The organism is Microvirga massiliensis (assembly GCF_001006805.1).
Lineage (GTDB): Bacteria > Pseudomonadota > Alphaproteobacteria > Rhizobiales > Beijerinckiaceae > Microvirga > Microvirga massiliensis.
Genome location: NZ_LN811356.1, coordinates 82,267 through 102,335 on the forward strand (window position 1 = coordinate 82,267; position 20,069 = coordinate 102,335).

Here is a 20,069-nt window from a genome sequence, read left to right on the forward strand (position 1 = left end):
TAGGGAGTAGACTCATAACTGAGCATCCAAACGCGGGCTGATGCGAGCCTGATCGAAGTCGGTTCGAGCATTAGCCTGGGACGCAAGCTGCGACTGGAGATTACCGGGTGATGAGGAAGTCTGATATCCGCGTTGCAACCTTCGACGGCCCTGGCGCCAAGCCGGTCATCCGAACTGTGCCCTGGCCGGAGGTGCCCAGGAAAGCAGCCCTCATCCAGATCGGGGCCTGCGGCGTCTGCGGCACCGATCAGCACATTCTCAAGGGCCACTGGCCAAAGCCGCTGCCCTGGCCCTTTACCCTCGGGCATGAGATCGGCGGTGTCATCGTGGAAAAAGGCGCTGAGCTCACCGAGGATTTCATGGCAAAGCCCCTCGAGATCGGCTCCAAGGTGATGATTCCGCCGCTGATGCCCTGTGGTCAGTGTTATTACTGCATTCATTACCCAGAGAACGCCAACAAGTGTCTGACGCCGGTCTATTACGGGCGCTATCTCGGTTTCGATAAACCACCTCATCTATGGGGCGGCTGGGCGGAATACGTCTATGTCGACCTCGAGATGCTGCCCGGCACCAAGATCTATAAGCTGCCGGACGACATGTCCCTTCGTCTTGGTGCACTTTCCGAACCGTTGACGTCCTGCATCCGGGCATTCAATCGCGCGATCCGCGCCGGCGGCTTCAAATGGGGTGACAGCGTCGTCATCCAGGGCTCCGGCCCAATCGGGATCCTGGCCGTGGCAGCGGCCCAGGAAATGGGAGCGGGGCGAGTCATCTGCGTGGGCGCCCCCGAGGCGCCGAGACTTCAACTCGCACGCCGCTTCGGGGCAGAGGCGACCGTGAACCTCGATGAATATAAGGATCCGGCGGAGCGCATTGCCCGAGTTCGGGAAATCGTAGGTGGTTTCGGAGCAGACCTCGTGATGGACTGCTCCGGCCACCCGTCAGCCGGGCCGGAGGGCATCGAGATGCTGCGCGATGGTGGCACGTATGTCGAGATGGGCCAATTCACGGATGCCGGCTCGATCGAGACCTCCTGGCATCGCATCTGCTCCAAGGACCTCAACGTGCTCGGCTCCTGGGCCTTTACCGGCAACGACCTGCCACTTGGTGTAGACATGCTCTATCGTACCAGGAACAAATATCCCTGGCTCGAGATGCAAGCTTTGTATCCGCTCACTGAAGAGGGCATCGCTCAGGCCGTAGCGGATGCGATGGCGATGCGTACGGTGAAGTCAACCATCGTGCCGTGGCCCGAATTGGTGAGTTGACTCTGCCGGCGCGTGATCCGGCGATAATTGGCACCCGATCCACTCGGCATCGCCAGGGATTCGGATCGGTCTTCCGGCCCACAACAGAAATTTGCAAACGAATCCAGGACGAACTGCATGGGCATGCGTACGCACACTTTCATCGACGGTCTCGTCTCGGGCGGTCCGGCGCGCGAGCATGCGGACAAGCTGATGCTCTATGGCCAATTTGTCGGCGAGTGGATTGCCGAAGCAAGGGAATTCGGCGCCGATGGCAGCGTGACGCAATCCACCTGGGACATCCGGTTCGCCTGGGTCCTTGAAGGCCGCGCGGTACAGGACCTCTGGATTACCCCGGTGAGGGGCGATGCGAAAGTCGGCTGGAGCGAGCCGGGAAACCGCTACAGCACGACGTTGCGGATGTATGATCCGTCGATTGACGCTTGGCACATCCTATGGGCCAACCCACCCGGCGGCCGGATTATCCGGCAGATCGGCAAGAAGGTCGGTGACGAGATCATCCAGCTTTCCGATCCGGATGCGCAGGGAATGCTGTCGCGGTGGGTGTATCGCCACATCACGTCCACTTCCTTCACATGGTTCAACGAGCGCTCCGAGGACAACGGTCAATCCTGGCGTATCGTTCAGGAAATGCGAGCGACGCGGGTTGGTGCGCTTACGGAATAACTCAGAGAACCGCTCCTGAAGACGGCGCTCAAGCGCCGAACGGCGCATCCGCATGCGTGGGGCACTCCAGCCCACGTGTCGTCAGCGGATCGGCTGCTGCACATCAGCAACACGGCCATGCTGGAGCCGTCGCCAAAAGCCGAGCATCCCATGCGCCGAGGGTTTTGATCCATCGCAATGCGGGCCTCGACGAGCCGTGCTGAGGGTAAGTGTGTGGGAGAGACTCGCTCACGGCGCAGGACTCACCCGCGAGCGCCTCGTCTCGAAGGGCGCCGCGCGTCGGCCTCGCCGGGACAGCAACCGGAGGGAAGCCGATGTGGGCGCGCTGTTATGGACTCATCGTCCTTCTCATTGGCGTCGGCGAGCCCCTTGCGGCCGCCGAATGGCTCGATGCCCGCACGTTGCCGGGCGAAAGCCTCCGCGAACTCTGCACCCGCTCAAGCGGCATCAAGAACCTCGCCAGAACACAGATGATGATGTCGCTCGGCGCCGAGTGGCGACGATTGTCCCGCCAAGGGCTGGAGGTGGAAAGAATCGCGATCGGACAGTCGCCCCTTGATCCGAGCAAGTGCTACGTCTTTGTGCGGGCCGGCCCAGCAGGCGAGTTCGACGGGATTGCCGAGCGGCGCGCGTTCGAGGTACGGGACTTCGCCCATAGTCCGGAACGGACGCTCGTCCTCGTGGTTGGCCCGCAAGTCACTCTGTCCGAGCCCGAGCCGTAGGCCGATATCCGAAAACACGGCCTACGAAGCAGCCCTATACGCTCCCGGCGGCACGCCGAAAGAAGGCGAGATTGGTGGCCAGAGCCCGGGCCGCATCGTGCACGAAGGCAGCCTCGAGCCTTGCTTCGTGCGCAAGACGTCGCGCGGCTCGATCGAGTGCATGTTGAGCCCGAACGGGGTCATGGATGATCTCCGCGACACGGCCGAGCGCCATTTTTGCGCCGCGCGCCGCGCCGGACGGCACGTTCGGATCACGTAGAAGGGCCCGTAGACGCAGCACCGCCTCGCCGAGCGTCAGGACGGCGAGACTGCCGTCTATCATCGAGAGCTTCCGATCATTGGTCTTTTCGGCCCAGCGGATCAGCCTGAGCATCCGGTGGAACAGCCGCGCGCGCCAGACCAAGCGATGATCGGCTGGGTTGCGGTTCGCTGCCATCGCCGCGACCTCGCGCACCATCATGCCGACGAGGATGTCCATTCGCCGGCGCGCGTCGATCGGGAAAATGAGCTTGTAGGCCGCGAGCCCGGCGAGCGGCCCGGCGACAACCGCTCCCGCCATGGCGACCGACGGCCAGAAGGCCAAAGTCAGGGGATAGGCCGGCTGCAGCATCAGCAGCATGGCCATGTTGTAGTCATAGGCACCCGGCGCTGTCCGCTGGTGCGCCATCAGGGGCGCGCCCGAGAGGATGAAGGGCATCGCCAGGAAGACGAGGGCCATTTCGCTTCCTGCATGCGGCCAGACCAGCCAGCGACAGAGCAGGGCCGCGATCACGCCGCCGAACTGGCCCAGGGCGACATACCAGACCGATCGCGCCGGGTTATCGAACGTCGAGAAAACCGACAGCATGATCGACGCACCCAGCATCATGTAGGGGGCGAGCGTCCAGCCGGTCACGACCCAGAGCAGACCGAGGGCGAGCATGGCGGCGCCGGCGCGGATCGCCGCCTGGCGCGCCACCACCCAGTCGCGGTGCAGGATAACCGGGTGGGCGAGCGATGGCCGCTCGCCCACCCGGGCCGGCGCACCAAACTGGTCGCGCAACGCCGTCTCGAGCCGAAGGACGACCGCGCGCAGCGGCGGGTGGGCTCCTGCCTCCCGCGCCACCTCCTCGATCAGAGCGAGGATCTCGTCGGCGCCGGCTGCGCCTTCGAGGGCCGCGGCCGTGCGGTCCAGGGCCAAGCTGATGGCGGGCTCCGACGAGGCAGCGTCGGATCCACGCAGCCAGACCAAAGCAGCCGCCTGCGCGGCCAGAAGGGCACGGATCGCTCGCGCGGCGCGCCGTGAGCGCAGGGAGCCCGCGGCATGGGGATCGAGAGCCTCCTCGATGGCCGCCATTTCCGAGAGGATGGCCCTCGGCTCCGCAGAGAGAATATCGCTGTCGCCGCGCAGACGGAGCGCCATGGCGCGGAGCACCCGCGCCGTGAGGCTGCGGACGCGTCCGTTCAAGTCCTCTGGAGATTGTCGCGGCGCGAACAGCAGCCCGATTCCCAGGGCTATCAGCACCCCCAGCAGAACGGTCAGGAGCCGATCGCTCCCCAGGACGAGCACCCGATCCGGGTGGGCGGTGTCCAGCAGGGCGACCATGCCAGCCGAATAGCCGGCCAGCATGGTGCCATAGGATATGTAGCTGCGCTGAAGATTGCCGATTCCGGCGCACAGCCCGACCCACAATGCGAGCCCGGTCACCAGGGCCAAGGGCTGGTTTCCGGCAAGGACGACCAGCAACACGCCTGCGATCGTGCCGACGACCGTTCCGGCCATCCGGAAGAAGCTCCGCTCGAGCAACTGGCCCCGCAACGGCTGCGAGGAGGCCCATACTGTCATGGCCGACCATTGCGGATGCTCGAGCCCGACGAGCCACGCGAGATACAGGGCGAGACAGGCGGCCGCGGCTGTGCGTGTCATGTATCCCAGCCGGGGGACGTTAAACCCGAGCGCAGACAGCGTTGCAGTGCTCAAGCGACGTTCTCCGTCCGGTCGCGAGCCGTGCCGAGCCGCCGCTCGATTTTTCCGAAGGCTTCAAGAATTGCGGCGATCTCGTCGTCGGTCAGATCGGCCAGCATGTTGGTCTCGGCCTTCAGGAGTTGGCCTCGGATGTCCCGGATCGCCTCATGTCCCGCCGGTGTCAGAAACACCAGGCGGGCGCGGCGATCCGCTTCATCGGTGCGCCGCTCGATCAGTCCCCGTCCCGCCAGCATGTCCAGCAGGCGCACGAGGCTCGAGCCGTCGATGCCGACGAGCGCAGCCAGATCCTTCTGGCTGATGCCATCGCCGGATTCATGGAGATGGATCAGGGGCGCCCAGGTGGCGTCGGTCAACCCGACGGCTGCCAGCCTATGGTCGAGTTCCCGCCGCCAGCGCCGCGCGAAGCCAACGAGCTGGAGACCGAACCGAAGCCGGTGAGATTCGAAGCTCATCCCATATAATTGGGGTGCGAATAATTTGAATTCAATCTTTTTGTCTAGGAATGGATGTGCTGAAAGCCGCATTCGCCCGGAGAGCGCCTCGTCATGGCGCTCGATACAGAAGGGATTGGTGATCCGTTCCCCAGTCGTATTCGGGATCAACCTGTCCAGTCAGCACGACCTGACCATCAACGGTGGTTTCCGGGGGCGGATTGCGCCTGCGGCTGACGGCAAAAAAGAAAAGGCTGCCCGTATGGGCAGCCTTGCGGTCTTGGTACTCTTCAGAATCCGACTATTCGGCAGCGACAAGCTGGGGCTCTGCCGTCTCAATCGCGTTGAGGTAGATATCGAGCAAGGACTCGTGCTCGTCGCGCTCTTTCTTGTCCTGCTTCCTGAGGCGGATCACCTCCTTGAGAATCTTGACGTCGTAGCCTTCGCCCTTTGCCTCGTCGAAGATCTCCTTCTTGCTTTCGTTGAGGCCTTTGATCTCCTCCTCGATGTATTCGATGCGCTCGACGAAAGCCCGTAGCTGGTTCCCTGCAATTTCACCCGGCCTGCTCATGGCTAACTCCTCATGAAAATAATGGCTCGAGAAGTCACCAATCGCGGTGAGTCGATCAAGTGAAGCCGATTGTTAGCGTAAGCGAAGTGTTAATCGGGGTGTCTTGCTCTCGGCGCGTCCGATTCCTGGACTGCTTCACCTCCGGCTCGCAACGACGGGAGTGAGTTCGAAGGTCACGCCCCCATTGCGAACGAAGTGCATCAATCCAGGTCACCGTCTCAGAATGAATCCCGCCGTCTACAACTCGCCACGACGGGAATGGAACTGCAGGGCCCTACTGAACCACTGGTGCGTTCCCGCGCGCCTGACCCATCGGCAGGATGGCGACCGCGCGGCCTGGTCCTCCATGATTGTTCTCGATCTTCGGGTTCAGGAACACGAAGAATGCACCGGTCGTGGGAAGCTGGCCGGCACCGGTCAGGAATTCGGTGACGATCATGCCCTCGTTGGCGGCTGCCCAGTAGGTCATTGCTGCTTCCTTCGGTTTGACCGATCCGAGGGCCGGCGCATCGGTTGCGACGTGCTTGATGCCCTTCTGCGCGAGGTATTTGACCACGTCCGGTCCGGCGGCCGGCCAGCCTTCCGATTGTCCGTCGAGCGGCCCTTTCACTGTGTCGTCGTTCCGTCCCCGCTCCAGCGGGCGGAAGTGCGTCGTCGTATGGCCGGTCTCGAAGATCACGACCTCGCCGGCTTTGAGATCGCCGGTTGCCTTCTCGTAGTTCTGAACCATCTCGACCGTGATCGCCGGTGACGCAGGCCAGTTCCGACGATCGGTCGTGCCGACCACGTCCTGCACATCGATGACGCGCGCCGGCCCCATGAAGTAATGGATCGGCACCTTGTCGGAAGTCATGTCCGTGGTCTTGAGAGCGCCGTATCTCTGCTCGAACTCCTCGAGCCAGCGACGGGTCTGGTCGTCAAACTTCGCGCGGTCAAAACCGGGTGGCGGGCCGTACTGCGCCGGTGGGACGACATGCGTCCCGGTTCGCGAATCCATCGTGTGCGTATTGACCCAGTAGGGACCGAACGGGCCGGTATAGTACACGACCGGATCGATGCTGTAGTACGGGAAGGCGTAGGTGCCGATGCCGATCCCGGGCCAAGCGACCGGTGTATCCATCTTGTTGAGCACGGACAGATCGGCGACGCGCTTGGCCTTCACAGCTGCGTTGAGCTGTCGCGCGAGTTCAGGGTCGGTGATTGCGGCCGCGCGTGTCTCGACTGTGGGCGAGTGATAGTGCTTCACCGGGAGTGCGATGAAGAAGGCGCCGTTCGGCACCTGGTCGAGGTTCATGAGCCCCTCGAAGTCGATTCCGCCATACTTGAAGAGTCCGAGATGACTCTCGAGCGCCTTGGGACTCTGGAAGAAGCTCTGCGTGCCGCGCATCGGGTAATCCGGATCACCGAAAGCGCCGATGCTCGGACTGTCGAGTCCGACGGTGCGGACTCCTTTGGAACCGATGTAATCCTGCGTATCGAAGTTCGGCGCCGGGAAGGCGGGCGCGGTACCCGCGACTGGCTGATCGAGGAGACGGGTGCCAGCGGGCCCGGGCTTGTCATACGCATCGTCGTAGCGGCTCCAGTACAGCACGACGTCGCCGGTGCCGAGAGAGCGGCCGATCTCGCTCTCTGCCTTCTTGATCATGTCGACAGTGAATATCGGACTGACACCGTTCGGTGCCTGGTCGAGAATCTGGCGGCCGTCGACCTTCACGACTTCGCCCGCGAACTGCCAGGCCGGAATTTTATCGCATGTCATGTCCCCCCAATAACCTGAATTCGGCAAACCGCTGTCCTGCGGCGGCATCATGTGCGGCGGGCAGTCGAGCTGGGTGCCGGTGTTCTCGTCGACGATCAGGAGGTCGGAAGCGAGGGGACCCGGGCCGTGTTGGATATAGGGGACGATGATCGGCTGGTGATGCTTCTGTCCGCCGGGCCAGTACTGCTTGTGCGACATCGAAACGGTCGGCGTGAGATCGACCGCCATGCCTTCGGTGAGCGGCTTGTACTGGGCGAATGCAGGAGATGAAAGGGCCAGCGCCGCGATCGAGACAGCAGCAAGCAGGCCAGACCGACACCATGCGCCTGACATGGGCGTTTCCTTCCGTTCACGGCCCGCGGCGTACCCGCAGTCATTCGAGACCGAGCCGAAAAGGGCGCAGCGAGCCTTGAGGAAGGCCCGGCCTCCAGGCAAAAGCTAAACCGGGAGCGAGGTCGGCTCAATCGGATTGACGCGGACGGCCGCGCTTTTTGCCGACGTCGCGTTTTCGTGCCTCCCTGCATTGCGCGAAAGCACGGCGGAAGTTCGTGAGAAACAGTTCGGCACTGCCGCGCGTTGCCGCGGACCCTGATCGAACAGGCAGGAAACTTGCCCATGCGCAATACGACAGCAGAGGCGCGGGCGGCATTGCTTCGAGCGCGCCCGCAGGTGATTATAATGTCTGAGGCGCATGCGGGCGGAGTCAGGCCGCTGGGCCTGGGCGGCAGGCGCGATGGCGCTCTCTTCGTGCCCGACCGACCCGGAGCAGCGACATCTGCGCCGCTGATCGTGGCGCTTCACGGGGCAGGGGGCACTGCCTCGCAGATGATCGACCTGTTGATCGAGTCAGCCGAGACGTATGGCATCATCCTACTCGCACCCGAATCCCGGGAACGAACCTGGGATGTGATTACGGGCACATTCGGACCCGACGTATCCTTCATCGACCGCGCCTTGCAGGACGTCTTTCAGCACCATGCGATCGATCCCAACAAGATCGCGGTCGCGGGCTTTTCCGACGGGGCGTCCTATGCCTTGTCGCTCGGCCTCACGAATGCCACTCTGTTCAGTGACATTCTTGCCTTCTCACCCGGCTTCATGGCTCCCGCACAACAAGATGGCCAGCCACGGATCTTCATCTCTCACGGAATCAATGATCAGGTGCTGCCAGTCGATCGCTGCAGCCGCCGCCTCGCGCCAGTTCTGCGGAAGAGAGGTTACAGCCTAGATTATCGCGAGTTCGATGGCGGCCATACCGTTCCGCTGGAAATGGTGAGCGCAGCAATAGTTCGCTTCCTTGGCTAATGGCACATGCATCAGCGTGGCATCGAGAGTGCCCCGACCAATCCTTTTGGCATTCAACAGGCGCTGTCCGGATCCACGAGGATCGGTAGCGAGGGTTGGCCGATCTCGCCACGCAACCTCTCCGCCTTGATCAACCAATCCGTTGGCAAGCATTCGATCGGTCAGGACGGTGATAGGTTGCAGCCCGGTCAGACGTACGTTCTGGCCTTGACCGCTCACCGACACGCCGGACTACCTGAACGGGGACCTGCCCGTAGTACTGTTGCGATCCGGACCGGTCGCCGCCTTGCCCCAATTTGTTGAAGGCGCCTCGGTCATCCCCGATGGGTGGTGGCCTGATCTTCCGGTCGGGTCGCCGAGGGCCTGCGACAGTGTATCGCCACGTTTCGACATGCGTACATATGGCTGATCGATCCACTCCAGCCTATCTCAGACAGGTCTTGCTGCAATGCACAATAACAGCGGCTCAATCCGCGATGCTCGGTGGAACGCCTGGAAGAAGGTGCAAGTACCCTTGCATGGAGGACCACGCGATGACGCTGACGTACATCATGAAACTGAGGGCCTTCCCCTGGACCGCTTTGGCCGACAAAGCCCGTCGTGGTCTCGGTATCCTCACGGAACAGGAGGCGGAGTTCGCCTATGTAAGCGAGGCGAAAGACCGGGTCGATCTCGAGCTGAGATTGCGTGAGGTCGATCGCTCCCACCGCCTTTTCAGCTCCTATCCGGGCTATTCCTGGAGATCTGGCTTCTGAATGAGGGCCGCTCCCCGGCGAGACCGCTGCTAAGCTGAAATGTGTCGGACGGGCAACCGAGCAAGCGCTCGTCCTGCGCCCACCGGATCGTCAGGCGGGCGTAGCCAGCCATGAGGGCGAGCCCACCCGCCGGACGAGCGACGCACCTTCGGAGCGTCTACGAATATCAGCTCTTCAGCCGGTCGATCATGGGCTGGGTGATCAGGCAGATTCCTTTGTCGGTTCTGCGGAAGCGCCGTGCATCTTCCTCCGGATCTTCGCCAACGATCAAGCCTTCCGGGATCTGTACCCCTCGATCGACCACGGCCCTCGTCAGCCGGACGTGACGGCCAATCGTGACGTAGGGGAGAACGACAGTATGCGTGAGTTGTCCATAGGAATGGGCGACTACCCCGGTGAACAGGAGAGACTTGTCGATCTGCGCGCCTGAAATGATGCAGCCGCCGCAGACGAGCGAACTCGTGGCCACACCTCTCCGCCCTTTCTCGTTGTGAATGAACTTCGCCGGAGGCGTAATCTCGCTATAGGTCCAGATTGGCCAATTGCTGTCGTAAAGGTCGAGAGCCGGCACAAAATCGGTCAGGTCGATATTGGCCTCCCAGAAGGCGTCGACAGTGCCTACATCTCGCCAATAGGGCTCTGCCTCGGCTCCCGAGCGCACGCAGCTCTCCGAGAAGCGATGTGCGACGGCTTTGCCCTGCCGGACAAGAGCGGGGATGATATCCTTCCCGAAGTCATGGGCCGAATCCGGGTCGTCGGCGTCCTCGCGCAGGAGCTCGATCAGCAACTTCGTCTGGAAGACGTAGATCCCCATGCTGGCGAGCGCCAGATTCGGATTGTCGGGCATGGGGGGCGGGTCGGCAGGCTTCTCGATGAAATCGATGATGCGGGATGAGGCATCGACTTTCATGACACCGAAGCCCGTTGCTTCCATGCGCGGGACTTCGATGCATCCGACGGTGACGTCGGCTCCGGACACCATGTGCTGGGCGAGCATGGGTCCGTAATCCATTTTGTAGACGTGGTCGCCGGCCAGGATCACGATGAATTCCGGCGCATAGCTCTCGATGATGTCGATGTTCTGCGTGACGGCATCTGCGGTTCCCAGATACCACTTGTCTTCGGCGACCCGTTGCGAGGCCGGCAAAATGTCAAAGCCTTCGTTGCGCTCGGGCCGGAGAAAATTCCAGCCCCGTTGCAAGTGCCGGATGAGGCTGTGAGCCTTGTATTGGGTTGCAACGCAGATCCTCCGAATGCCCGAGTTGAGAGCGTTCGAAAGGGCAAAGTCGATGATGCGGCATTTGCCGCCGAAGAAGACCGCCGGCTTGGCTCGCCGATCCGTCAATTCCACTAGGCGACTGCCACGTCCGCCGGCTAGGACGAAGGCCATGGCGTTTCGCGTCAGGTTGCCTGCGATATGCTCGTCTCTGGCCATCGGTTGTTCCTCCACTGGCGATCATGTGCAGTCGGAACGATGCTCCGCAGAGAATCTCATTGTTGCTTGCGGAGGCGCTGGACATGCTCGATCAGCCCGTTGGTCGAGCTGTCGTGAGCCGTCGCCGGCGCCTCTCCCACGAGTTCAGGCAGAATGCGCGATGCGAGTTGCTTGCCGAGTTCGACGCCCCACTGATCGAAGCTGTTCACGCCCCAGATGATGCCCTGGACGAAGATCTTGTGCTCGTAGAGGGCAATCAGCGAGCCCAACCTCCGTGGCGTGAGCTGCCGATAGAGGATCGACGTCGTCGGGCGATTGCCCTCAAACACCTTGTGGGGCAGGAGCCTCATCAGGGCAGCGCCAGACAGGCCTTGCTCCTCGAGTTCCGCTCGGGCCTCGTCCTTGGTCTTGCCGAAGGCCAGGGCCTCGGTCTGTGCCAAGAAGTTGGCCAGCAGCTTGTGGTGGTGACCTCCCAACGGGGTCTGGCTCTGTGCGGCCGCGATAAAATCCGCGGGGATCAGGTCCGTGCCCTGATGGATGAGCTGATAGAAGGCGTGCTGGCCATTGGTGCCGGGCTCGCCCCATACGATCGGGCCCGTGGCGTGATCGACCCGGCTGCCATCGCGGTGAATGAACTTGCCGTTGCTCTCCATATCGGCCTGCTGGAGGTAGGCCGGGAAGCGATGCAGATGCTGATCGTAGGGGAGGATGGCGATGCTCGAGGCTCCCAGGAAATTCCGGTACCAGATGCCCAGCAGCGCAAGGGTCACGGGCAAGTTGTGTTCGAGAGCGGCGGTGCGGAAATGCTCGTCCATCTCGTACGCTCCCTCGAGCAGCTCGAGAAAGCGGTCGAATCCGATCGCGAGCACGATGGGCAAGCCGATGGCGGACCAGAGGCTGTAGCGGCCACCGACCCAGTCCCAGAACTCGAACATGTTGTTTCTGTCGATGCCGAAGCGCGTCACCTCGGCAAGGTTGGTCGAGACCGCTACGAAGTGCTTGGAGACTGCATCCTCGCCCAAGGCATCGGTGAGCCATCTCCGAGCGCTAGCGGCGTTGGTCATCGTCTCCTGGGTGGTGAAGGTCTTCGACGCGACGACGAACAGGGTGCGCCTCGGGTCGAGAGGAGCGAGAGTGTCAGTGAGATGCGCTCCGTCGACATTGGAGACGAAGTGGGGCCGCAGGTCGGCACGCTGGTAGGGTTTCAGTGCTTCGCAAACCATCAGGGGGCCGAGATCGGACCCGCCGATGCCGAGATTGACCACGTCGGAGATCGTCTCGCCCGTCGCTCCGCGCCAAGCGCCGCTCCTGACCCGTTCCGAGAACAGATGCATTTTGTCCAGCACCGCCGCCACGCCCGGCATGACATCGATGCCATCGACCAGAACGGGGCGGCCCGAGCGGTTGCGCAAAGCGACGTGCAGGACAGCACGATTCTCAGTGAAATTGATCTTCTCTCCCGCAAACATCCTCTCCCGCCAACCCTCCACATCGGCGAGCCGCGCAAGATCCAGCAGGAGCTTCATGGTCTGTTCGGTGATCCTGTTCTTCGAGTAGTCGAGAAGAAGATCGTCGAGCCGGAGCGAGAAGCGCTGGAAACGTTCGGGGTCACTGGAGAACAGCTCGCGCAAGGGCCGTCCCCGCAACTCTTCTGCATGCACTTGGAGGGCCCGCCAGGCCGACGAAGCCGAAATCGAAGTCATAAAGTCCTGTCCTTCAATATGAGTGTTTGGGGCTCTCGAAATGTAGCTTATGGTTCGTAAGCATCTCGCAGGTTTATCAGCCAGTCAGATCAGCACGAAGCGTGAGTCCTGTGCTGGGCTGAACGAGCGGTCATTGCTGAGCTCTCAGGACGAGGGCCTCGACCTCGTCGCGGGTCGGCAGGGACGGGATAGCGCCGCGACCCGTTGCGGTCAGTGCGCCAGCCGCATTCGCGAAGCGGCAGATCCTTTCGATCGCCTCCGGCTCGGTTGGGACGGCGCGCTCCGCGAGGAGGCCAGCGATCAAACCAGCCATGAAGGCGTCGCCGGCACCCGTGGCATCCACGGCCGTCACGGTGAAACTCGGCACCCGCCCGTGCGCTTGCGGCGTGACCCAGATGCACCCTGCGCTTCCGGACGTGATCGCCATCAGCTGCAGGCGTGGGGTCCAGAGCGCGCGGGCGGCTGCGACCGGGTCGTTGTCGCCGGTCAAAAATGCCAGCTCCTCGTCGCCGATCTTGACGATGTCTGCCACCTCAAGGCCCATCCGCATCCCGGCCCGGGCCTCAGCAGCATCGGGCCAGAGTGCCAAGCGCAGGTTGGGGTCATAGGTGACCACCTTGCCGTAGCGCCGGGCCAGGCTCACGGCGTGAAGCGTCCCCGCGCGCGCTGGCTCAGCGATCAGGCTGATCGAGCCGAAATGGAAGGCGCGAGCATTCCAGATCGCTGCTTCGTCGACATCCTCCGGCCGCATGAGCATGTCGGCACTGGGAGAGCGGTAGAACAGGAACTCGCGCTCGCCATCTGCATGCAGGGAAACGAAGGCAAGCCCTGTATTGGCTTCCGAGGTGAAACGCAGGGGGCTTACGTCGACGCCGACCTGGCGCAGCGTCTCGGCCAAGGAATGGCCGAAGCCATCTTGGCCGACCATGCCCATGAAGGCACTGCTCATCCCCAGTCGGGCCAAGCCGGCCGCGACGTTCGCGGGCGCACCACCCGCCGCCTTGGTGAAGGTCTCGGCATGCGCGAGGTCGAGGCCGGTGGCGGTCGGCACGAAATCGATCAGCAACTCGCCAAAGGCCACCACATCGGCCATCTCAGGTGTGCTCCCCAAAGTCGTCCCCAGGACGAGGCACCCTGGGGCATCGCATTACCGCGGCGAGGTCCAACCCTTGTAGCTCGCGACGTTGTCTTTCGTGATCAGCGTCGAGGGCATCAGGATCATCGGATCCTGGGGCTTCTTGCCATTCATGATGTCATAGCCGACCGCGACCGCCTGCTGCGCCATGGCATAGGGGTCCTGGCTGGCCGAGGCGAGGACGAGCGAGTCCCCCTTCAGGGCGGCCTCGATATCGGGCGCACCGTCGACAGAGGTAATCACGATATTTTTCCGGTTCAATTGCTTTGCAGCCAGATCCGAGCCGATCGCCTGTGGGTCATTGATCGTGAAGACGCCGGCAATATCCGGGAAGCGCGTGAGATGCCCCTGCATCACGTTGAGACCTCCTTCGCGGGAGCCCTTGGCGTCCTGGTCATCGGACAGGATCTTGATCGCCGGCGACTTCGCCAGCACTTCCTTGCAGCCTTTAACGCGGTCGATGACGGCCGAAACCTGCGGACCGTTCTGGATAATGACATTCCCTTTTCCACCGATCTTCTCCGACAGATACTGGCAGGCGATCTGACCGGCCTGAAGATTATTCGTCTGAACTGTAGCGTCGGCTCCCGCAGCAGCCACGTCCACTGCGACGACCACGATCCCGGCCTGCTGTGCGCGCTTGACGGCAGGGACAATCGCTTTCGGGTCGGCAGCGTTGAGCAGGATCATGTCGACCCCGGAGGCAATGAAATTGTCGATTTGGTTGAATTGTTTGTTCAGGTCGTAATCGGCCGAGGTCGCCGTCACCTTCACATTGGGATTGATCTCTTTTGCCTTGGCTTCCGCACCCTTGGCCAAGGCGACGAAGAACGGATTACCAAGTGAGCCCAACGTGATACCGATTGCCTTGAGGTCCTTCGCCGCGGCGGCACCGGTTGCAAGCGCCAATGCTGCACTGGCCAACAATAGCTTCCTTAGCATGCACGTAGCCTCCCTGGCCCTCAGTTGAACTGATCCGGCGGCGGGCCAGCATGCCGCCGGTGGCCGAAGTTGTCGGCTGATGGATGAGTTCGGATCAGGTGCGAGCGCTGCCCTGGAGACGAACCCGATCCAGCGCCACAGCGCCGATGATCACCAAGCCCTTGATGATGAACTGCCAGATGTCGGAGACGCCGAGCAGGATCAGCCCGTTGGACAGAACGGCAATAATGAGCGCCCCGATCAGGGTGCCCCAGATTGTGCCGATGCCACCGACGAAGCTGGTGCCGCCCAGGATGACGGCTGCAATCGCATCAAGCTCATAGGACTGCCCGAGTTGAAGTCCATTGGCAGCATAAAGCCGGGCCGACGCCATGACTCCGCCCAGGCCCGCAAGGAAGCCGGAGAGGCAATAGACGAAAAGCAGGATAGCCCAGACCTTGATGCCGGAAAGGCGGGCCGCTGCCGGGTTGCCGCCAACCGCATAGATGCGCACGCCCAGGACCGTCCGGCGCAGGATGAACCAGGAGCCGAGCACCACGAGAATCGCGATCACAGCCAGCCAGGGGATTACACCGAACAGAGACGCGTTGCCGATGAAATCGAACGGCAACTCCGGGTTGAACACGGTCGTATCGCCACCCATGAGCCGCGCGATACCGCGGACTGCAGTGAGCGAGCCGAGCGTCACGATGAAAGGAGGGAGCTTCAGGAACGCGATGAGCAGGCCGTTCAGCAATCCAAAGAAGAGGCCTGTCAGCAGGCCGGCTGGAATACCCAGAAGGCCCCAGCCCGGGATCAGCGACGCAATCACGGCTGCCATCGCAGAGGCGGCCAGAATCGAGCCGACCGAGAGGTCTATGCCACCGGTGAGAATGACAAAGGTCATGCCCGCGGCAAGAACGGTGTTGATCGAGGCCTGCTGGCCGACAATCGAGATATTTTGCCCCGTAAAGAATCGCCCGTCGGACAAGTAGTGGAAGGCAATGCAGAGAAGCACCAGCACGGGCAGCATACCTGCGGCCTGGATGAAGCTCCGTACCTGCACCTGGCGTGCCGACAGGCCTACCCCGGCGCTGGTCGCAGGCGAGGTGCCGGATCCGAGTGTTCCATCGTTGGCCATGGGCTAATCCTCCCGTTCGAGTCAGACTCCGGTCAGGCTGCAGCCCCAGCAGCATAGGTCATGATGTTTTCCTGACTAATCGCATAGCCGGTCGTGCCGCCGACCTCGCCCTGGATTTGTCCCTCGCGCATTACGAGCACGCGGTCGCAGATGCCTATGATTTCGGGCAATTCGCTCGAGATCACGATGATACCGATTCCCTTTGCCGCGAGTTCGTCGATAATTCGGTAGATCTCGGATTTTGCACCGATGTCGACGCCGCGGGTCGGCTCGTCGAGGATCAGCAGTTTGGGGCCGATTTCGAGCCAGCGCGCGAGAAGGACCTTTTGCTGATTTCCGCCCGATAAGCTGCCGACCTGAACGATCGGGCTGGCAGCCCGAACCTTCAGTGCTTTGAAAGCGGCCTCGGCGCGGCGCCACGCGGCTGCCCGGTCCAGGATCCCGCCGGGGCGAGCATCTCGCTGCATGACCCCGACGTTGATATTGTCGCCGCAGCTCATGTCGAGGAACAGGCCCAGCGCCTTTCGGTCCTCGGTCAGATAAGCAATGCCAAGGTTCAGCGCATCCTCTGGCTCATTGATCTCGACGGGGCGTCCCTCGAGCAGGATCTCGCCGCCCGCCTTGGAGTTCGCTCCGAAGATCAGCCGCGCCAATTCGGTGCGGCCGGACCCGACGAGGCCGGCTATGCCCAGCACCTCGTCCCTGTGGAGCTGGAAGCTGCATGGCTTCACCCGCCGGCCGTCGGTAAGATTCCTGACCTCGAGGATCACAGGCCCGCGACTGGCGTGCGGGTCATGCTCCTTCTTGTAAAAGGTCGACAGGTCACGACCTACCATCATCTTGACGAGGGCGTCTGCGCTGATCTCGTCGTGTTCGAGCGTGCCGACATAGGTGCCGTCCCGAAGCACCGACACGCGATCGGCGAGTTCGTAGACCTCGGCCATGCGATGGCTGATATAGACGAGTGCGATGCCGTCCGCGCGCAGCTGCCGGACGAGAGTGAACAGGCGCTCCGTTTCGCGCGAAGACAACGCTGTGGTGGGTTCGTCCAATACCAGGATCTTGGACTTCGCATGCAGCGCGCGCGCGATCTCGACGAGTTGCTGCTCAGCGATGGACAGAGTGCCGACGATGGTTTCGGGATCGAAGGGAGCGCCGAGTCGTTGCAGGACGGGTCGGCATTTCTCGTACATCGTCCTTCTGTCGATGAGGCCTCGATTATGGATCTCATCGCCCAGATACATATTCTCGGCGACACTCAAATTGGGGGCAAGGGCCAGCTCCTGGTATATGATGGCAATGCCATGATGCTTGGCGGCGATGGGGTCGGTGATGGCAGCGGGCTCGCCGTCGATCAGGATTTCGGCTCCTGGATCGGGCTGGTAGGCGCCGGACAGGATCTTCATCAAGGTCGATTTTCCGGCGCCGTTCTCGCCCATCAAGGCCAGGACTTCTCCGCCCCAGGCCTGCAGCCGGACACCATTGAGAGCTTTCACGCCCGGGAAGGTCTTGGAGACGTTCCGCATCTCCAGAGTCGGAACCCGCGCATTGGCCGCCACCGGCATGACCTTCCCTCCCGATCATTATTTCACAGGATTACTTTCGCAGGCGCAGGTCTCTTCCTCCGTGCTGCCACGTGAACTCGCATTCAGGCGCGAAGCGAACGCGAGCTTGAAAAGGCTAATATGGCTCGGGGAAAGTGGCAAGCATGGTCTTGGGAAGCATTCCGTAATCAAGGGCCTGCAGTGTGCTGTCGAGAACAGGCCAACGACTTGTCGCCAGACGAGAATTCGCCAGTGGGCTTACAGGGTGACATCCTCTGTCCGGCTGATCGGAGCAACCAGGGTGCGTTGGCTGTTCCGATCGATGGTGATGGTTCAAGCTGCCGCCTGAGTTACGACTCTCGCGTTCCCGGTTGGCCTTGCTGACGCTTCTGCCATGCCACATGCCAGAAGGCGTCCTGCCGAACAAGGAACCACGCCCTGCATCCGGCCTTGTGCGGCACGCCCGATGTTGAGCATCGACCGTAGCTACGCAGCTGCCTCGAACGGCGGCAGAATCTCCATCTCCGGAACCAGAACCAGACCCTTGTCGGTGATCCGGATTTCCGGGATGACCGAGAGGGGAATGAGATTGAAGCCCATATAGGGAATCGTGCAGCCCGCGCGTTCCCAGGCCTCCTTGAGGGATCGGGTTTCCTCGGCGACCTTGCCGACGCGCTTGTCGGAGAGGAGGCCCGCAACCGGCAGGGCAACCATGGCCATAACCTGCTTGTCCGCCACGACGCAGACACCACCTTGCGCCTCGCGAATTGTTGCGAGCGCCAGTTGCATATCGTCCTCGTTCGTGCCTGCGACGATGACGTTGTGCGAGTCGTGCCCGACGCTGCTCGCAACGGCGCCGCGCCTCAGGCCGAAATCCTTCAGGAGGCCTCGGGCAACGTTCGGCCCGTGCGATTTACCATGTCGCTCGATGACGGCGACGAAGCAGAGATCGTGCTCTTTCAAAAGGCTCGCCCAGTCACCGCTGGGCTCGAGCGTCACGCGGTCGTGGAAGAGCACGATGCCCGGCAGAGCTGTGCGGATCGTGTTCGCGACACATTTCTCTTTCGGCAGTTCAGGCGTGAGGCGCGACGTGCCGTTGATGTGCACCGTTTGATAGGCCTGACGCGGATACCGGTAGCGGTTCGAGAGCGCCGCATCGAGAACGGGGGTGATCTTGCGATCCTCCACGACGAGCTCGCCGCCATACCAAGTGTTGCGAACGTTCAGATCATCGTCGAGCAGGACGATGTCGGCACGTCGTCCGCCTCCCAAACCGCCGATATCTCCATCCATGCCGAAGCGCGTCGCCGGGTGGAGCGATCCCATGCTCCAGGCTTGCTCGCGCGTCATGCCGGCCTTTACGGCTTCGCGCGCAACCCAGTCGAGCCCGAACATCAGGAGGTCGTCGGCATCGCGATCATCCGTGCAGATGCAGAGGCGTTTCGGGCTCGCTCCGAGCTCTGTCGCCGTCTTGATCGCTTGGGGCAGGCTGTGCCAGGGCGTGGTCGGCGGTCCGCCACGCAGAAAGATCCAGATACCAGCCTCGAGCAGATCATTGGCAATGTCCCGGTCGATCGCCTCATGGGTGTCCGTGACGCCACTCGCTGCATAGGCGGCGACGAATTCGCGTCCATAGATGTGACCGGACACGGGTCGCCCGCGTTGGAGAGCCGCCGCGAGAATCGCGTGGCTTCGCTCGTCGCCCATGGTGACTTGGACAAAATCCATCTTCTCGCCCAACGCCACGGCTTCCGGCCAGCGGTCGAACAATTGCCCGATCTTCTCGGGCGTCAGATCGCCCCCGGCAGTTTCGAGAGCCGGGGACGTGGCCGGGATCGTGCTCGGGACCGTGAGGAAGATCGACAGAGGTGCCTGCCGGGCATCCTCCAGCATCATCTCGATGCCGGCCGCGTCGAGCACGTTGCCGATCTCGTGGCTGTCGCAGAAGATTGTCGTGGTGCCGTTGAGGAGCGCCGCCTCTGCATAGGCGCAGGCCGTTACCATGCTGCTTTCGATATGGATATGCGGATCGACGAGTCCGGGCGCGAGGATGCCGCCCTTGGCATCGTAGATCCGTGTCGCGGACCCGGCGGAGCCATTCTTGAAGGTTCCCGCCGGCTTGACGGCGGCAATCCGTCCTCCCGCGATCCAGATCTCGCGGCCTTCGAGCATGCGGTCGCTGTAGGTCGACAAAAGACGGGCGCCCGTGATCACGAGATCGGGCGCAGCCCGACCCGATGCCGTATCGGCGAGGCGCCGCGTCATCGACGCGAGAGGAGCCACCGAGAAGCGGGTCAACGATGAGAAACGAGGGGAAGACATGGATGGCTCCGGATTTGGTGGCACGGAGCTATCCTAGCATCGGAGCCGTCGCGCCGTCATTGCGAGTCGGGTGCCCGGTCCGTTACCGCAGAATGGATTGCTTCACTTCGTTCGCAATGACGGAGTGGATCTACGGTTTCTCGATCAGAGCGCCGGCTCCATGTCTCGTAGCATCAGATCGACCGACGCCGGCACGTGTTCTGCACCCCGTCCGACGCTGACATACTTAAACCCGGCGCGTTGCATTTCGTCGGGGCGGTAGATGTTTCTGAGGTCGACGAGCACGGGGGCGTTCAGGGCGGCCTTGAGGCGCTTGAGGTCGAGCGCCCGGAACAGGTCCCATTCGGTGACGATCACCAGCGCATCGGCGCCCGCCGCGCAGGCATAGGGGTCCTCGGCATACTCGACCCCTGAGAGCACGGTCC

Annotated in this window: 17 protein-coding genes; 5 read left to right on the top strand and 12 right to left on the bottom strand. The window is 62.4% G+C overall.

What is annotated here, in order from left to right:
* Positions 1-110: 110 nt before the first annotated feature.
* The 3 genes from BN1233_RS20910 to BN1233_RS20920 all read left to right on the top strand — a co-directional run bounded on the left by BN1233_RS20910 (position 111) and on the right by BN1233_RS20920 (position 2,656).
* Complete coding sequence (locus tag BN1233_RS20910) at positions 111-1,268, top strand: zinc-binding dehydrogenase (protein WP_046865562.1); 1,158 nt, start codon at positions 111-113, stop codon at positions 1,266-1,268.
* Positions 1,269-1,385: 117 nt separating this feature from the next.
* On the top strand, positions 1,386-1,934 hold the full coding sequence (locus BN1233_RS20915) for a hypothetical protein (protein ID WP_048708609.1): 549 nt from the start codon (positions 1,386-1,388) through the stop codon (positions 1,932-1,934).
* Positions 1,935-2,248: 314 nt separating this feature from the next.
* The gene (locus BN1233_RS20920; protein ID WP_046865563.1) at positions 2,249-2,656 is read left to right on the top strand and encodes a hypothetical protein; all 408 of its coding nucleotides are present in this window, start codon (positions 2,249-2,251) and stop codon (positions 2,654-2,656) included.
* Positions 2,657-2,690: 34 nt separating this feature from the next.
* Here the strand turns inward: BN1233_RS20920 and BN1233_RS20925 are convergent, their stop codons facing one another.
* The 4 genes from BN1233_RS20925 to BN1233_RS20940 all read right to left on the bottom strand — a co-directional run bounded on the left by BN1233_RS20925 (position 2,691) and on the right by BN1233_RS20940 (position 7,716).
* Positions 2,691-4,562, bottom strand: coding sequence for an FUSC family protein (locus tag BN1233_RS20925; RefSeq protein ID WP_048708607.1), 1,872 nt, complete (start codon positions 4,560-4,562; stop codon positions 2,691-2,693).
* Positions 4,563-4,612: 50 nt separating this feature from the next.
* A complete protein-coding gene (locus tag BN1233_RS20930; protein ID WP_244889835.1) occupies positions 4,613-5,224 on the bottom strand; it encodes a MarR family winged helix-turn-helix transcriptional regulator in 612 nt (203 codons plus the stop codon).
* A gap of 130 nt (positions 5,225-5,354) precedes the next feature.
* Entirely contained in the window at positions 5,355-5,624 is a 270-nt protein-coding gene (locus tag BN1233_RS20935) for a DUF2312 domain-containing protein (RefSeq protein ID WP_046865566.1), read from the bottom strand.
* A 274-nt stretch (positions 5,625-5,898) separates the two neighbouring features.
* A complete protein-coding gene (locus tag BN1233_RS20940) occupies positions 5,899-7,716 on the bottom strand; it encodes a cyclase family protein (RefSeq protein ID WP_046865567.1) in 1,818 nt (605 codons plus the stop codon).
* A gap of 345 nt (positions 7,717-8,061) precedes the next feature.
* Between BN1233_RS20940 and BN1233_RS20945 the strand changes: the two genes are divergently transcribed.
* Entirely contained in the window at positions 8,062-8,688 is a 627-nt protein-coding gene (locus BN1233_RS20945; protein WP_197094565.1) for an alpha/beta hydrolase, read from the top strand.
* Positions 8,689-9,221: 533 nt separating this feature from the next.
* Complete coding sequence (locus tag BN1233_RS20950; RefSeq protein ID WP_046865569.1) at positions 9,222-9,443, top strand: hypothetical protein; 222 nt, start codon at positions 9,222-9,224, stop codon at positions 9,441-9,443.
* Positions 9,444-9,609: 166 nt separating this feature from the next.
* On the opposite strand, the gene glgC is transcribed toward BN1233_RS20950, so the two are convergent.
* The 8 genes from glgC to BN1233_RS20990 form a co-directional block, all read right to left on the bottom strand.
* Positions 9,610-10,878, bottom strand: coding sequence for a glucose-1-phosphate adenylyltransferase (gene glgC / locus BN1233_RS20955; protein WP_046865570.1), 1,269 nt, complete (start codon positions 10,876-10,878; stop codon positions 9,610-9,612).
* 56 nt (positions 10,879-10,934) lie between these two features.
* A complete protein-coding gene (pgi, locus tag BN1233_RS20960) occupies positions 10,935-12,581 on the bottom strand; it encodes a glucose-6-phosphate isomerase (RefSeq protein ID WP_046865571.1) in 1,647 nt (548 codons plus the stop codon).
* 130 nt (positions 12,582-12,711) lie between these two features.
* On the bottom strand, positions 12,712-13,674 hold the full coding sequence (locus tag BN1233_RS20965; protein WP_046865572.1) for a PfkB family carbohydrate kinase: 963 nt from the start codon (positions 13,672-13,674) through the stop codon (positions 12,712-12,714).
* 54 nt (positions 13,675-13,728) lie between these two features.
* Complete coding sequence (locus BN1233_RS20970) at positions 13,729-14,658, bottom strand: ABC transporter substrate-binding protein (RefSeq protein ID WP_046865573.1); 930 nt, start codon at positions 14,656-14,658, stop codon at positions 13,729-13,731.
* Positions 14,659-14,752: 94 nt separating this feature from the next.
* On the bottom strand, positions 14,753-15,778 hold the full coding sequence (locus tag BN1233_RS20975) for an ABC transporter permease subunit (RefSeq protein ID WP_046865574.1): 1,026 nt from the start codon (positions 15,776-15,778) through the stop codon (positions 14,753-14,755).
* Between the two features lie 32 nt (positions 15,779-15,810).
* Positions 15,811-17,343: a sugar ABC transporter ATP-binding protein gene (locus BN1233_RS20980; RefSeq protein ID WP_046865575.1), complete on the bottom strand. Its 1,533-nt coding sequence runs from the start codon at positions 17,341-17,343 to the stop codon at positions 15,811-15,813.
* Positions 17,344-17,808: 465 nt separating this feature from the next.
* On the bottom strand, positions 17,809-19,644 hold the full coding sequence (locus tag BN1233_RS20985; RefSeq protein WP_046865576.1) for an adenine deaminase: 1,836 nt from the start codon (positions 19,642-19,644) through the stop codon (positions 17,809-17,811).
* 144 nt (positions 19,645-19,788) lie between these two features.
* Positions 19,789-20,069 (bottom strand): UDP binding domain-containing protein (locus tag BN1233_RS20990; protein WP_046865577.1); only part of this gene is annotated, 281 nt, incomplete at its 5' end.